The 14,951-nt window shown below is 65.4% G+C and carries 16 protein-coding genes and 1 pseudogene; 8 read left to right on the plus strand and 9 right to left on the minus strand.

Annotated elements, in window-relative coordinates; translation table 11 throughout:
* Positions 1-206: 206 nt before the first annotated feature.
* Positions 207-638: a hypothetical protein gene (locus RJ1_RS45765; protein ID WP_143048940.1), complete on the minus strand. Its 432-nt coding sequence runs from the start codon at positions 636-638 to the stop codon at positions 207-209.
* Positions 639-679: 41 nt separating this feature from the next.
* Entirely contained in the window at positions 680-1,255 is a 576-nt protein-coding gene (locus RJ1_RS07505; RefSeq protein WP_073359331.1) for a TetR/AcrR family transcriptional regulator, read from the minus strand.
* Between the two features lie 134 nt (positions 1,256-1,389).
* On the opposite strand from RJ1_RS07505, the gene RJ1_RS07510 reads away from it, so the two are divergent.
* The 5 genes and pseudogenes from RJ1_RS07510 to RJ1_RS07530 all read left to right on the plus strand — a co-directional run.
* A complete protein-coding gene (locus tag RJ1_RS07510; protein ID WP_073359332.1) occupies positions 1,390-2,298 on the plus strand; it encodes an alpha/beta fold hydrolase in 909 nt (302 codons plus the stop codon).
* Entirely contained in the window at positions 2,295-3,296 is a 1,002-nt protein-coding gene (locus RJ1_RS07515; RefSeq protein ID WP_073359333.1) for an NADP-dependent oxidoreductase, read from the plus strand. The genes RJ1_RS07510 and RJ1_RS07515 overlap by 4 nt, the downstream gene beginning before the upstream one ends.
* A gap of 28 nt (positions 3,297-3,324) precedes the next feature.
* The gene (locus RJ1_RS07520) at positions 3,325-4,176 is read left to right on the plus strand and encodes an alpha/beta fold hydrolase (RefSeq protein WP_073359334.1); all 852 of its coding nucleotides are present in this window, start codon (positions 3,325-3,327) and stop codon (positions 4,174-4,176) included.
* Positions 4,177-4,219: 43 nt separating this feature from the next.
* Positions 4,220-5,038 carry an SDR family oxidoreductase gene (locus tag RJ1_RS07525; RefSeq protein WP_073359335.1) on the plus strand — a complete coding sequence of 273 codons (819 nt, stop codon included), beginning with the start codon at positions 4,220-4,222 and terminating at the stop codon, positions 5,036-5,038.
* A gap of 197 nt (positions 5,039-5,235) precedes the next feature.
* Positions 5,236-5,583, plus strand: a pseudogene (locus RJ1_RS07530) (alanine dehydrogenase); the annotation flags it as partial.
* Positions 5,584-6,186: 603 nt separating this feature from the next.
* Here the strand turns inward: RJ1_RS07530 and RJ1_RS46680 are convergent.
* From RJ1_RS46680 to RJ1_RS07565, 7 genes are all read right to left on the minus strand, one after another.
* Entirely contained in the window at positions 6,187-6,363 is a 177-nt protein-coding gene (locus RJ1_RS46680; protein ID WP_162850368.1) for a hypothetical protein, read from the minus strand.
* Positions 6,360-6,623 carry a hypothetical protein gene (locus RJ1_RS45770; RefSeq protein WP_073359337.1) on the minus strand — a complete coding sequence of 88 codons (264 nt, stop codon included), beginning with the start codon at positions 6,621-6,623 and terminating at the stop codon, positions 6,360-6,362. Before RJ1_RS45770 ends, RJ1_RS46680 begins: the two co-directional genes overlap by 4 nt.
* 126 nt (positions 6,624-6,749) lie before the next feature.
* A complete protein-coding gene (locus RJ1_RS07545) occupies positions 6,750-7,955 on the minus strand; it encodes an alkyl sulfatase dimerization domain-containing protein (protein ID WP_073359338.1) in 1,206 nt (401 codons plus the stop codon).
* Positions 7,956-8,015: 60 nt separating this feature from the next.
* Positions 8,016-8,333 carry a DUF202 domain-containing protein gene (locus tag RJ1_RS07550; protein ID WP_240319930.1) on the minus strand — a complete coding sequence of 106 codons (318 nt, stop codon included), beginning with the start codon at positions 8,331-8,333 and terminating at the stop codon, positions 8,016-8,018.
* Positions 8,330-8,680: a YidH family protein gene (locus RJ1_RS07555; protein WP_073359339.1), complete on the minus strand. Its 351-nt coding sequence runs from the start codon at positions 8,678-8,680 to the stop codon at positions 8,330-8,332. The genes RJ1_RS07550 and RJ1_RS07555 overlap by 4 nt, the downstream gene beginning before the upstream one ends.
* A complete protein-coding gene (locus RJ1_RS07560) occupies positions 8,668-9,987 on the minus strand; it encodes an alkyl sulfatase dimerization domain-containing protein (protein ID WP_073359340.1) in 1,320 nt (439 codons plus the stop codon). Before RJ1_RS07560 ends, RJ1_RS07555 begins: the two co-directional genes overlap by 13 nt.
* A gap of 134 nt (positions 9,988-10,121) precedes the next feature.
* Positions 10,122-11,351, minus strand: a complete 1,230-nt coding sequence (locus RJ1_RS07565) for a PucR family transcriptional regulator (protein WP_073359341.1) — start codon at positions 11,349-11,351, stop codon at positions 10,122-10,124.
* Positions 11,352-11,501: 150 nt separating this feature from the next.
* On the opposite strand from RJ1_RS07565, the gene RJ1_RS07570 reads away from it, so the two are divergent.
* From RJ1_RS07570 to RJ1_RS07580, 3 genes are all read left to right on the plus strand, one after another.
* Positions 11,502-12,680 carry a CaiB/BaiF CoA transferase family protein gene (locus tag RJ1_RS07570; RefSeq protein WP_073359342.1) on the plus strand — a complete coding sequence of 393 codons (1,179 nt, stop codon included), beginning with the start codon at positions 11,502-11,504 and terminating at the stop codon, positions 12,678-12,680.
* A gap of 48 nt (positions 12,681-12,728) precedes the next feature.
* Positions 12,729-14,066: an MFS transporter gene (locus tag RJ1_RS07575; protein ID WP_073359343.1), complete on the plus strand. Its 1,338-nt coding sequence runs from the start codon at positions 12,729-12,731 to the stop codon at positions 14,064-14,066.
* 198 nt (positions 14,067-14,264) lie between these two features.
* A complete protein-coding gene (locus RJ1_RS07580) occupies positions 14,265-14,927 on the plus strand; it encodes an enoyl-CoA hydratase/isomerase family protein (protein ID WP_073359344.1) in 663 nt (220 codons plus the stop codon).
* The last annotated feature ends 24 nt before the right edge of the window (positions 14,928-14,951 follow it).

The raw sequence follows: 14,951 nt of genomic DNA on the forward strand, positions 1-14,951 counted from the left end.
GGTAGCTATCTGCCCGGTCCCGTGGCAGCCAGAGATGCTGCGTGGCGCGTGGCGGAGTGGGTGCGGCGACGACGCCGTCGGGGTCGGCGTTCGGGTTCCGGTTCGCCCAGGAACCGCCCCCAGGAATCGAGAACTTCCCGCCTGGTGGCCCAGTCGTGCAGATTGAGGATGTTCAGGGCGGCGAGGGTGAAGCCGGCGAGCAGGGTCTAACGGCGGATCCCGAAGCCCCGGAAGTAGCCGCGGTGCACGCCGAGCCGGTTCTTCTTCAGGTCGGCGAACAGGCTCTCGATCCCGACCCTGCGGTGATAGGGCGCCTCCCAGGCCAGGGTTCCGTGCTGGAACGGCATCCGCATGTCCGGGTCATCGGCGTCGTCGAGCGTGATGGTGCGCCCGCAGCCGCAGGGGGTACCCGGTTTGCGGGACGTCGTCGGCACGCTCTGCGGCGCGCGCATCGAGACGGGACTGCTCGGGCAACGAACCCGGACAGAAGGAACAGCAGGCCCGCGATACCGCCGGGACCCGCCAGGACGGCGGGCGCCATGCGGGGCGAAAGCGTTTACCTGGCGTGCCTGGTGGCGCCGTTCGAGCCGCGCACGCACGTCGACGTCCATCTTGGCGTCGATCTCGGGTGCGGTCACGCGTGGTCGTTGTCATTGCAGTCTCTTCCCAGTCGGTTGCTTCATTTTTCGAGTAGGCGAAACGCGTTCACGAGCCCGGACGCGAGAATTTCGTTGGAAAGCGCAGAATCCGACACCGCCCGCGACAACTGCAGGGTCCCGATCAGGCTTGACATCAGGCCGATCGCTATCGTTTGCGCCGCGGCTGTGTCGTCGATGTGGGTACGACTGGCGACGATGGTGATCATGGCCGCGATGCCATCCGTGAACGATTGCTGCACAATCGGTTTCGACCGACTGATTTCGCTGAGCAGGGCGGCGGACGGACATCCGTTCTCACGCTGGTCACGATGACTCGCCGACAGATAGCCCTCGATGTAGGACTGCAACGAGTGGCCGTCGTCGGGTAGCGCCCGCAGAGTATCCAGCTGCTTCGTCAGCTGATCGGCCAAGACCACCGCGACGAGTTCGTCCTTCGACGCGAAGTGCGCGTAGAAGGCGCCGTTGGTCAGCCCGGCGTCGGACATCAACGCACTGACGCCTGCCCCGTCGATCCCATCCTTCTTCAGACGTCGACCCGCCGCCTCCACCACCCGAGCGCGCGTCTGCGCCTTGTGCTCGCTGCCGTATCTCGCCATGTCGATGATCCTCCGTACTGCCGCGTCCTTGCCCTACCGAAGTCTATCCGATAACCTTACGATCATAATAGTATGAGCGTAATTCAATCGGGCTTTCACGGGCCAGGCTCACTTCCTTCGGATAGAGGACAGACATGGCAACCAACCACGGCGCTCCAGCCGGCACCTGGATCACGGTCCCGACCAAATCCGTCCTCGCCGGCGGCGCGAACTTCGCTTACCGCGAGCTCGGCCCCACGGGAGGCGTGCCCGTGGTGTTCCTGCATCACTTCGCCGCCGTTCTGGACGACTGGGACCCCCGCATCATCGACGGCATCGCCGCGCATCACCACGTCGTCACATTCGACAACCGCGGCGTCGGTGCGACCGACTCGAAGGTCCCCGCCGATCTCGAGCAGATGGGACGCGATGCGGCTACGTTCATTCGAGCGCTCGGTCACGACAGCGTCGACCTTCTCGGGTTTTCTATGGGCGGGGGGGTAGCCCAGATGGTCGCCCTGCAGAATCCGACACTGGTTCGGCGAATGGTGTTGGCAGGCACCGGCCCACGCGGCGGCGGAGGTATCGACCACATGCGCAGGATCGTCGGACTTGCCTACCTCAAAGCCGCCCTTGCCCGCAAAGATGCCCGACACTTCCTGTTCTTCCCACGCACGACCGAGGGCAAACGCTCCGCCGACGCCTATTTCGCCCGGCTCGCCGAACGTGCCGTCGACCGGGACACACGCATTTCGATGCAGGCGCGCCTCGCACAATTGAAAGCAATCATGGGCGGCGGGAAAGCAGCACCCGACGACCTGTCACAGATCACCGCGCCAGTGTTCGTCGCGAACGGCGACAACGACCTCATGGTCGCCAGTGAGCACTCCGCCGACCTCGCACGGCGCCTTCCCAATTCGCAGCTGACCATCTACCCGAGCTCAGGACACGGCGGCATATTCCAATACCACCGCGAATTCGTCCCGGAAGTGCTCGCATTCCTCGGCGAGGAGCCGCACACCGCCGCCGCCTCCTCCGCGACCCACACTGGCGATCAGTCGTGAAAGCCTTCGCCTTCGCTGCGTACAAGCGGCCGCTGCAGGAGACGACCGTGCGCGAGCCGATCGTCGGCGACCACGACGTACTCGTCAAAATTCAGGCAGCCGGCCTCAACCAGCTCGACGAGAAAATCCGCACCGGCGAATTCAAACAACTGCTCCACTATCCGACGCCGTTGACTCTCGGACACGACCTGGCCGGCACCGTCATCGGAGTCGGCGCCCGCGTTGGACACTTCACCGTCGGCGACGAGGTCTACGCCCGCCCCCGCGACGGCCGAATCGGCACCTTCGCCGAACGCATCGCCGTCCACGAGGACGACCTCGCGCTACGACCGACATCGATCAGCATGGTCGAAGCCGCCTCACTCCCCCTCGTCGCGCTCACCGCCTGGCAGGCACTCGTCGACAGAGCGAATGTGCAACCCGGGCAGAAAGTTCTGATCCACGCCGGTGCGGGCGGAGTCGGGTCGATCGCGATCCAACTCGCCAAGCATCTCGGCGCGAGCGTCGCCACCACCGCCAGCGGCCGAAACGCCGACTTCGTCCGAGAACTCGGCGCCGACGTCGTCATCGACTACCGCACCGAAGATTTTGCAGACGTTCTCGACGGCTACGACGTGGTCGTCGACAGCCTGGGTGGGGACAACCTCGAAAAGTCACTGCGCGTGCTCCGGCCGGGCGGCAAGGCAATCGGTATCGCCGGCCCACCCGACCCCACGTTCGCCCGCACCGCCGGCGTCAATCCGATCGTTCGTCTCGCGATCACCGCCCTGAGCCGCAAAATACGCAGACAAGCCGCGAAAGCGGGCGTGAGCTACGAATTCCTTTTCATGCGTGCCAGCGGTGAGCAACTACGCCGCATTGCGGAACTCGTCGACCACGGCGCGATCCGTCCGATCGTCGGAAGAACGTACCCCTTCCACGAGACACCGGACGCCCTCACGGCCCTCGCCTCGGGTGGCATCCGCGGCAAAGCCGTCATCACCCTGCCCACCGCCTGAACCCACCGAATCGCCGGACAACACCCCCATGAGCACCCAGAGCAATCACGCCGCCTACGCATCAGCCCGGACAAAGACCATCACCGCAGGCGGGAATACTTACGCTTACCGCGAATTGGGACCGAAAGGCGGTATCCCCGTCGTCTTTTTTGTCCACCTGTCCGCCAACCTCGACAACTGGGACCCCCGAATCGTCGACGCGATCGCACGGAACCGTCACGTCGTCACCTTCGACAACGTCGGTGTCGGCGCGTCCACAGGGAAGGTGCCGGACACGATCGAGGCGATGGCCGCCGACGCCTACACCTTCATCACCGCGCTCGGCTTCGACACAGTCGACCTGTTCACCTTCTCGATGGGCGGTTTCATCGCCCAAGATCTGATCCTCGAGCACCCGCACCTGGTCCGCAAGCTCATCCTCACCGGAACAGGACCACGCGGAGGCAAGGACATCGACAAGGTCTCCCGAACGACCTACTTCGACATTCTGCGCGCAACGCTCGTGCGGGCCGACCCCAAAGAGTTCTTGTTCTTCAACCGCAACCCAGCCGGCAAGACCGCCGCCAAGGCATTCATCGGGCGACTCCACGAACGCAGCACCGACCGCGACACAGCCGTCGGAATATCTGTTCTGCGAACACAACTCGCCGCCATCGAAAAGTACGGGCGCTCCGCCCCGTCGGATCTATCCCGCATCACCGCCGACACCCTCATCGCCAACGGCGACCACGACCGCATGGTCCCCACCCCACTGTCCGAAGATCTACGACGCCGCATCCCCGGCTCCGAACTGATCATCTACCCCGACTCCGGCCACGGCGGAGTCTTCCAATACCACGACAAGTTCGCTCCCGTCGCCGTCGAGTTCCTCGGTCTCTGAACACCTCTCGGTACACACGCCCTTTTGGATCGGAGAAAAACGCATGCCTTCAGTACTCGTCACAGGAGCCGGCCGAGGCATCGGTCTGGCCATCACCCACCGCATGAGCGAAGCCGGGTGGACCGTCTACGCAACCGCCCGGTCGGAGTCGGCACTCGCCCGCCTCGACCAGCTGCATCGCGTCCACGCGGTCCCGCTCGACATCACCGATCGAACGGCGATCGCGGCACTACCACGACACCTTCCAGCACGGCTGGACGCAGTGGTCAACAATGCAGGCATCATCGTCAGCGGACCGGTCGAAGGCCTCTCGATCGAGGACCTCTCGCGTCAACTCGACGTCAACGTAGTCTCGCAGATCGCCGTCTCCCAAGCCGTCCTGCCGGCGATCCGAGCAGCACACGGCCGTATCGTGTTCATGTCCTCGGTCAGCGGCCTGATCACCACCCCCGGCACCGGCGCGTACAGCGCATCGAAGTACGCGATCGAATCCCTCGGTGCCGCACTGAGAATCGAACTGCGTCCATGGAAGATTCCCGTCTCCCTGATCGAACCCGGACCCATCCGTACCGACATGTGGGAGGGAATGCTCGACGACTACGACGCCATGACCGCACAGCTGAGCCAAGAAAACAGAGAACTCTATGCAGCGCACCTCGCCGGCAGCCGCACCCTGTTGGGTCGAATGCAAAAGATCGCAGCTCCTCCGAAACGCGTCACCACGGCCGTCCACCACGCTCTGACCTCGCCGCGCCCCAAACGGCGCTACATCCTCGACACCGCCAGCCGCGTCCAACAGCTCGCCGTAGCAGTAACGCCCACAGCGATCACCGACAAACTCCTCGCCGCAGTGACCACGTGACCTCACCTCGGATCATTCGGGACTGTCGGGATAACGGTTGAACTGGATCTGGTCGACACGCCGAGTTCTCTTGGCGAGAAGGCAAGACAATGACCGAAACACTCGATCCCATGGATCAGTCGAAGATCGACCACCAGAAACTGGCCCAACAACTGTTGGCCCAGGCAAAAGCCGAGGGTGTCGAGCTGGTCGGCCCGAACGGACTACTCAAGCGGATGAAGCCCGGATCGGTGCTCGCCGACATCGCCATCGACCAGGGCGGCTGCTTCGAGGACTCGCGGCCCACCACCCACGCCGAACCCACCTACCAGGTCCACGACTCGGTGTTCTACTGCGTCGCGAACATGCCCGGCGCCGTTCCCCGCACCTCCACCTACGCGCTCACCAACGCCACCCTCCCCTACGTCGTCGCCCTCGCCGACAAGGGCTGGAAGGACGCCACCGCGACCGTCCCCGGACTCGCCGAGGGACTGTCCACGCACGACGGAGAGCTGCTGTCCGCGGAAGTTGCTGCCGCACACGGCTACACCCCCACCAGTTCGTAACCCACGAATCGCCGGGTCACTGAACCGACGTGCTGGACATGCTGAACGGAATCCGTGAATGGTTGCACGGATCCGGCAGATTGGACAGATCGACGGTGATCCAGGAGTACATGGAGTTCGCGTTGCGCCTACTCGGCGCGAGCAATACGGATCCCGCCCCCACACGAACACTGGACACGCAGTCGCCGAGATCGACGGCAGTCAAACGGTAGTACTGCACGCACAGTTCGGCCGACCTCCCAGTACGCGGTGGCCGGGCTCGCGGTCATCATTGCCGCTCCGCGAGCGCCCTGGTGGGCTCTCCCTACGGGTCCGCGCCGCGGTCCTCCCCACTCGACGAGCGACACGTAGCCGACTGACATTCGTGACCAGCTCGGGCCATCGCTGCACGTGACCTCGGTTTTTCAGATCATCACCGGGTCCACGGACGGCGCCTCGATCACGGAAAGGTGGACCGAACCCCGGTTGCTGCATCCCTGACAGGACCGTGTGGACTGCTGTTCCGATCAGTATCAGTGTCCGCACAAGGTCAACTTCGCGATCTCCTGCTGTGTTGTTACCGCGGCGCGCGCCGGAGTGCCGCTTGGGCGCCTCGGCACGGCATCATCCACCGGAGTCGGTCCGCACCAGCACCGGACCCCGCCCTGCCGCGGGCAGTTGGTCCAGCGCACGGTCGAGTGCGGCGATGTGATCGTCCTTGCTCCACGGTGAGGCCTTGCCGGGCCGCAGGTGAAGGATCAGCGGTTCCCCGGTGCCGTGCTCACCGTGGTCGACGATCACCTGGCCACCTCCGGCGACTGCCCGGGATACCGGCCAGTGGCCGACGGCGTGCCCACACCGCTTCCCGTGCCCGTGCCCGAGCGCGGGCAGCCGGATTGTGGATCGATCGCGGTGGCCGCCACGGTTCCCACGCTGCTGACAGGGCTCGGTCCAATTCCCGCGACCCGGACGGACTCGCGCAGCAGCAGCGCTCCCGACGACGAGATCAGCGACTCGCGGCCGCGGTTGAGAACCAGACTCGGATAGAGGTTAGTCTTCACCTGCGGGGTGCCTCTCTGAGTAGCGGACCTTGACCTTCGACAAGCCAAGAATCCACTACCAGGCAGGCACTTCCGTGCTTTACACGCCGCCCTCACCCCGAGGAAGACGAAATCCCGAGGCTAGCCTCAGGTCGAGGCGCGATAGAAGCTACGCGAGACGTAGCTGGGTGCGTCTTTAGCCAGAAGCGCACTCAGTTCGAACTTAAGTGTGCGGGCGTGGTGGGCCTCTGGAAAGTCTGCGGTCGCGAGTGCCAGCAGATCGACGACGTGTAGCGCCTCCTGAACCCGTCCGGCGTCACGTAGTCGGTGCGCCTGGTCGAGCACGGCCTGTTTGTCGGTGATCGCTGCCGCGCGCGCGTTGGCGGCGATGTCGGGCCGGGCGGGGTGTAGGTGGGTGGGGTTGCCGTCCCACCACCCGGTTTCCGAGCGGACGATGTCCCGCACGATGAAGTCCCGATGCCCGTAGGCTTGTCGCATCCACGGCACGTCGAACAGTTCGGTCGGGTAGTCGATATCGTGCACGATGTCGTCGACACCCATTCCCTTGTTGAGGCGTTCCACGACGGCTCTGCGCAGCCAGCGAAGTGCCGCCGAGGTGGCGGCCAGCTGCTCGGCGCCGACGTCGTGGATGACTGATCCGAACTCGGGGATCAGGACGGCGGGGTTGAGGGCCGCAAGACTGTCGAGGGTGTTCGCCCACCGCCCGGCGTCCCGCATGGTGCGCATGGGGGTGCCGATGTTCGGGATGCTGTCGATGACTGCGGCGCTCCCGTAGAGGATCCGTTCCTGTGGCAACCACACGGCGGTGACATCGTCTGTCTCCGAAGGCGCCCACAATAGCCGGACCTGCCTGGTTGGGCCGCCGAGTGTCATTGCATCCCGGTAGGTTTGGTCGGGGAACGTGACGGTCGGCACTGGCGCGAACTCTTCGATCGGCCGACGGAACTGGCGGGAGTTGATGTGGTTTTGGAGTCCGGCGGTCTCGATGTAGCGACGGTAGCGGCGAACGACATTCTCGTGGGCGATGATTGTCGGGCGTGGTTCCCCGCGCCTTTCGGCTTCTACCAGGAACCCGGGCACACCGTAGTTGTAGCCGAGATGGCCGTGGCTGTAGACGATCCAGCGGACTGCCTGGTCGGTGTGTTCGCGGAGTTGTGCGAGCGCCTGAGGAACCACGGATGGACTCGGTCCGGAGTCAACGACGAGCAATCCCTCATCAGTTTCTACGGCCAAGCTGTTTCCCTGTAGGCCCATCGTGAAAATTCCTGGCGCAACAACGGTGATTTCGGTGCCGCCGAACAGCGGGTTGTTCTCGATTTCCGCTACGGGCATCGGAGTCTCCTTCCAGTGTGTGCTTCGAGTTGTAGTTCGAGTTGTAGTTCGAGAGTGTGGCTATCGGGCGAAGGCGGCGGTCGCGGCAGCTGCGACGGCGGTGGCCGTGACGAGTAGAGCTATCAGCCCGGCATGGTGTCCGGTCATTCCCTGAGTCCCCCGCCGCAGCGAACGGCCTCGTCGGTGGCTGACGTGCGTGATCACGAGCAGCAGAACCGCCATCGGTACCAAGGTGAGCGAAGCAGCGCGGTCACCATGGGCGGTGGGAAGGTGGAGGAGCGCCACCGTCGTCGCGGCGGCGGAGAGTGTGGTTCTCCGCCAGGCCAGCGCCGTGCGGTCTGGTTGTAGTCCCGGATCCCGGTCAAGGGACCCGATCACGACGACAATGCCGCTCCGGCGGCGAGGAGGGTGAGGATCCCCAGACCGAGAGCGAGAGCGGGCACGAGGACGGAGCCCGGAAGTGGCAGGTTCCGCCTGATGGCCGACTGCGCGGCCCTCCAGCGCAGATATGCGCCGGAGGCGAGGACAGTGGATAGCCCGAAACACACCATCGTGATCGTCATCTGCAGTGCCCCGGAGGGCAACGCAAGTAACTGATGGGCAGCCACGCCTGCCGCCAGGAGCGCCATAGCGGTGCGGATCCATGCCAGGTAGGTGCGTTCGTTCGCCAGCGTGTACCGGTAGTCCGGTTCCTCATCCACCGAATCTGAGGTCAGAATGCCCATCGCGCGCGGCCGGCCGTTTTGGCTTTCAGTTCGGTCGCGTGGTCGCTGCCGTCGAGGAAGGCCCGCGATTCGGCCACTGCCCAGCCGTAGACGCCTTTCGCCATGGTGGAAGTGGCACCTTGTTCCAGCTGGCCGAAGATGTCGACGCGGGCCTGATGCGAGTCGCGGCTCTGCGGATCGGCGTCGGTGGCCATCTGGGCGAAGTGTCCCGCCAGCCGGTGTTCGCCTCGTGCCAGTAGGGCGCGGGCCCGCTCGGCCAGTTGGGCGGCGCCGCCGCCGAGGTCCGCGACCTCGCGGGCGAGGTCGGCGCGGGCGGCGGACTTGAGGTTGGCGGGGTTGCCGTCGTACCAGCCGCCGTAGAGGCGCCAGACGTTGCGAATGACGAATTCCGGTTCGTCGTAGGAGGGGGCGAGGTAGGGCTTGCGGAGCAGTTCGGCGGGGGCGGTGACGGTGTGCACGACCTCGTCGAGGGTCGCTCCCGCGTTCATCATCTCGATTGTGCGGCCATGCAGGATTTCCAGGAGTTCGGCGGCGTCGGTGAGGGTGGTGCGGATTCGGTCGGCGCCGAGGATCGGGAGCCCGTGTCCGGGGAGGAGGATTTCGGCGCCCAGGTCGGCCATCCACCGCAGGGTTTGGGCCCATTCGTGTGCGAAGCGTTGCACCTTCTGTGGGTTTCCGGCGTTGGGGCTGGCCCAGATGAAGAAGTCACCACAGCACAGGATCTTGCGGTCGGGGATCCAGGCGATCGCGGCGTCATCGGTCTCGCCGCGGGCGTGATGGAGTTGCACCTGCAGGTCGTCGATGGCGAGGGTGGTCTGGTCGGTGAAGGTGACGTCGGGGTATCGGTATTCGTCCGGCCACGTCAGGTTCGGCGCCTGGAATTGGCGTTGGTTGATGATGCCGTTGTAGCCGCGGGTTGTCTTGTAGCGGTCGAACCGGCTGATGACGTTTTCGTGTGCGAGGACCGTGGGTCGGGTCCAGCCGCGCTCGCGCGCTTCGGTGTCGAACGGTTCCATGCCGAAGACGTGGTCGACGTGTCCGTGCGAGTAGACGGCCGTGTGCACCGGTTGCTCGGAGATTCGCCGGGTGGCTGCGAACAGGTCTTCGGCGGTGCGGCGGTCGCCGGTGTCGTACACGAAAAGCCCCGCGTTAGTGGGAAATACGTAGACGTTGCCGAACGCCGGCCACATGTATGCGCCTTCCGCGATGTAGTGCATTCCCTCCTTCCGGAGGTCTCCGTGGTGGTAGGCGTTCTGGTTGGCTTCGCCCTTCCAGACCTTGTCGGCGTAGTCGATGATGTCCGTCATGTGGCGCTCTCCTCGGCGTGGCTGTCGGACCGCGACACTGCGATCCGTGCGCCTCATTCTGTGCACCGAACATCAGCCGAACAATCGTCTGCGCGCACACCCCTGCCGGCCCCAATCTGTGACCGATCACAGATTCACTGCAGGTGGGCAGCCTCCGCGTCGGGGTGAACGGTGGCGGCGCTGACCGCGACCGCAAGAGTGAGGAGCTCCGTGGTGATGTGTACGTCGAGGCCGGTCAGCTCGCGGACGCGGTTGAGCCGGTTGTCGACGGTGTTGGGATGGACCACCAGGGTGTCCGCGGTGGCGCGCCGGTCCAGGTTGCTGGCCAGATAGACCCGGAGGGTGTGCACCAGGTCCGGTCGCGATTGCAACGGGGCGCAGCGCTCCAGCAGCACCGGCAGCGACGCACTGGTGTGGGCGAAATGGTGCGCAAGTGCGACATCGCTCATTCGGCTGACCGTGCCGGTGCGGCCGGACCGGATCGCGATGTCGAGTACCTCGGCGGCCGTGGTGCCCGCCCGCGGAAGATCGGTGATCGAGGTGGCGTTCTCGATCGCGATCGTCACTGGTGCGCCGCTGACCCGTGCAAGGTCCACGGCCAGCGGGTCGAGAGCCCCGATCGGTGGATGCATCACGATCCGAGCGTGCCGAGGCCGGACATCGATGAGCCACAGGCCGGCGACCGCCCTGGCGAGGTGGGCACGGATCGCGCGGACCTTCCGCGTGGCCGCCAGTGATCGGGCGTTCCGGTCGCCGGATCCCTCGGCGGGGGTGTCACCGATGTGCAGCAACATGATGCTCGGTTCGGCAGGGACGGAGTCGGGGTCGTCGAACACCCACCCGTCGCCACGCAGGAGGGCATCGATGGTGGGGGCATGGTTTCGGTCTTGCGCCGCAATGAGGTCGTGGGCGTGGATCTCGTACGCGGAGACGACCTCTCGTAGCATGCTGTCGAAGGTGATACGGGCGCGGCGGAATGCGAACCAGAACAGTCCGTGGTCGGTGCCGAGTTCGCGTTCCAGCTCTTCGGAGAGTACGTCGAATCCGATCTGCCAGCAGCGCATGTACTCCCGTAGCGGCAACCCTTCCGCGACGCGTTCGGTACCGCGTTCGATGTTCTCGCGCATCGTGTCGGCGACGTCGATGGACTCGTCGGTGACCGACTGCAGGCACACCTCGAGCATCGATCGAACCGTGTGGGCGCTTTCCCGGTGCAAATGTTCGGGCACCGCGGTCTGCGTGTAGAGCGGCGAGGCGGCGATGTAGCGGTCGATCGTTGCCCGTGCCATTCGCGGCACCGACCGGCGAATACGGCCGATCGTGCCCTGCAGATCGTCTGTGGTTGCCTCGGGCGCGGTGCGCATCGAACGCCTCCTAGATGTGACGGGTCACACACCTGTGACGTGAAGAGTGTGACAGCCGCCGATGGTACGACAGCAACCCCTTCGGCCACTCTGGGGACCCAGAACGGCTCCACCAGCCCTGAAGTCCACCTCGGCACAGAATGAGGAACCATGCCAGACTCTGAGTTCGCTCCCGATGACCTGCCCCTGGCCGGGATCACGGTCGTCGATTTCGGTCAGTACATCGCGGCGCCCGGCGCCGCGCAGACCCTGGCAGACCTCGGCGCCGACGTCCTCAAGATCGAAGGCCCCGGCGGCGACCAGGCACGCGGTATCGGCGTATACGGCGAGGCCATCATGCGCGCTTACAACCGGCGCAAGAAGTCGATCGTCCTCGACCTCAAAGCCGAGGACGATCTCCGCCGTGCCCGGGCCCTCATCTCCCGAGCCGACGTCGTGATCCACAACCTGCGACCAGGGGTGATGGAAAAGCTAGGCTTGTCGGCCGACGAAATACGTGAACTGAATCCCACCGTGATCCTCGCTGCGGTGTCCGGCTTCGGCACCGACGGACCCTCCCGCCGCCGGCCGGGCCTCGACATCGCCGCCCAGGCGGAAACCGGCATGATGTCGGTGACCGGAGAGGCTGACGGAGACCCGCAACGCGTCGGTTTCCCAATCGTCGACCATGCCACCTCCTACGTGGTCACCCAGGCGGTGCTGGCGGCCCTGTTCCGACGAGAACGCACCGGCCTCGGGGACGACATCGATGTGTCACTGCTCGACGTGGCGATCGACCTGCAATGCGTGAACTGGGGCGAATACTCCATCACCGGCGTCGCGCCCCGTCGGCGCGGCAACGGGCAACCCACCGCGGCACCTGCCGCCGACATCTTCCCCACCGCTGACGGCTCGATCGTCATCTCCGCCTACACCGAGCAACGATTCGCCCAGCTTTGCGCCCTCGCGGGCCAACCCGACCTGTCGAAGGATCCTCGCTTCGTCGACAACCCGGCAAGGGTCGCCCACCGCGGCGAACTCCTCGCCGCGCTCACACCGTTCTTCGCCGGCCTCGACACCGAAGCCGCCCTTGCGGCGCTGACATCCGTCGGCATCGTCGCCGGCGCCGTACGCACCTACGACCAGGTCCCCAGTGCCCCCGACGTGATTGCCAGCGGCATCTTCACCACCGGCAACACCGGCGACGGACACACATACTCCATCCCAGGACTCCCGTACCGCTCCCGCAGCACCCCCCGCACCGCGGACGCCGGGAGGGTCCCCGAACTCGGAGAACACAGCCACGAGATCGTCGCCCACTACCGGCTGGGCGAGTACTCCCTGACGTGACCTGACCCGCCACCTACCCCTCACCGCTCACGACCCCCAGGAGCCCTCGTGTCCCTGCAGAATCCGCAAACCCGCGCCGAGGAGGGCGACCTCGTCGGCGACCCTGAACTCGACAGCCCTCGCGTTCGCCGGCGTGGCTGGACCATCACCCTGATGCTGATGGCCTTCATGCTGATCAACTTCGCCGACAAGGTCGTCGTCAGCCTCGCCGGCGTCGAGATCAAAACCGACCTCGGGTTGAGTAATCAGCAGTTCGGCACCGCGCAGAGCGCGTTCTTTTGGCTCTTCGCCGTCGGCGCGGTCGCCCTCGGATCCCTCGGCGGCCGCATCTCCGCGCGATGGCTCCTCGCCGGTCTGGTCGGACTATGGGTGCTCAGCCTGGCCCCGATGACCACGACGGTCGGATTCGGGGTCTTCCTCGCCTGCCGAATGCTGCTCGGATTCGCCGAAGGCCCCGCCGGGGCGTTGTCCCAGCAGATCGCCCACACCTGGTTCTCTCCCAAGCGTCGTTCACTACCGGCCTCGGTAGTCATCATGGGAGCCTCTCTCGGCCCGCTGATCGCTGCCCCGGTCCTGACCTGGATCATCCAGAGCTACAGCTGGCACGCAGCGTTTCTCGTGCTCATGGCCGCCGGAGTGGTTTGGCTGGTGGCCTGGCTGTTCATCGGCGGTGAAGGACCCGCCGGCAATGCGGGGGCGGGCACCGGCAATCAGGCGGTGAGGCTTCCCGACACCGTGCCCGTCCGGCTCCTGTGGACTCGTCCCACGGTGATCGGTGTCGCGATCTTCTCGTTCTGCTCCTATTGGGCGACCGCGTTGAAGGTGAGTTGGTTGCCGCTGTACCTGCGCGAAGGCCTGCACTACAGCGCCAATGCCACCGGGTTGCTGATCACATTGCCCTTCGCCGCGGCCGTCATCCTGACCTTCCTCGCCGGTCTGATCTCCACGCGCCTCTCGCTGGCCGGACGATCGTCCCGCACCGCCCGCGCCCTGTTCGCGGCCGGCCTACTCGCTGCGGGTGGTGTGTGCATGATCGGATTCACCGCGTTGCCCGTCGGACCCGCTCAGATGGTGCTGATCGCGCTCGCGTTCTCCCTCAACACCGCAGCATGGGGACTGGCGTTCTCCCTGCTCTCCGACGTGGTACCCGCCAAGCAACGCGGATCCGTCATGTCTATCACCGTCGCGATCTACAGCCTCGGCGGTGTGGCGGCGCCGCTTCTCATCGGCTCCCTCGTCTCCGGGGCCGCCGACACCGCCGCTGGATACGGCCGAGGCTTCGTCATCGTGGGAGTCATCATGCTGGTTGGCGCACTCGCCGCCGCCGTCCTGGTCAACCCCGAACGTGATGCAACCACGATCGCCGCACACGACCCGAACAAGTAGGCCGAACCGGAACGTCGACGGCACCGCTGTCCATGCGCCTGGCCTGAGTGCACGAGCCTGCCGTTGGCGTTTCTGGAAGGAAGCGATGAACACCTCAATGTCGTTGGGAGGCAACGTGCGCCTGATAGGTGGCGAATACGCCGCGGGGCGGCCGGCTGCTCCCGCCGGGCAGTTCGACGGACTCGTGAGGAGCATGGTGTGAGTTATTCGGAGCGCGATGTCGTGGTCGTTCGGCACCATCAGAATGGACGGCTGGACATCGAATTGAATCGTCCCGAACGGAAAAATGCTTTGACGGTCCCGATGGTCACCCAGCTTGCCAGAACGTTCGCTGACGCTCAGGGCGACGACACAGTCACCGCGGTGTTGCTGTACGGCGCGGGCGGGTGCTTCAGTTCCGGTTTGGATCTGGCCGAGGTACGCCCGGGTGAGCCGGCAATTACCGCGGCGATCGCCGACCTGCACACCACCCTGTCCGGGTTCGAGAAGCCGCTGATCGGGGCGCTGGAGCGGGCCGCTGTCAACGGTGCGGCGGCGATCGCGCTGGCCTGTGACCTTCTTGTGGTGGGAGAGACGTCGTTCCTCATGGTCGGCGAGGCGGAGATGGGGGTAGCGGCGCCGAACAATCTGCGGTGGTTGCTCGCGAAATTCGACGTGAACCAGGCACTGCAGCTCACGCTGGCCTGTGAACGTCAGTACGGTCCCGACCTGTTGCGCCGCAGCTTCGCCTACGCGATGGTGCCGGACGAGCAGGTTCTGGGCCGGGCAACCGAGCTCACCGACAAGATTGCGGCCTACCCCAAGGGCGGGGGAATCGCCATGAAGCAAGCGATTCTGACGCGCAGAACACTGCTCGTGTGAGTGCGTGCGCACGGCGGCACCTGC

The organism is Rhodococcus jostii NBRC 16295, assembly GCF_001894825.1.
Taxonomy (GTDB): Bacteria; Actinomycetota; Actinomycetes; order Mycobacteriales; family Mycobacteriaceae; genus Rhodococcus_F; species Rhodococcus_F jostii.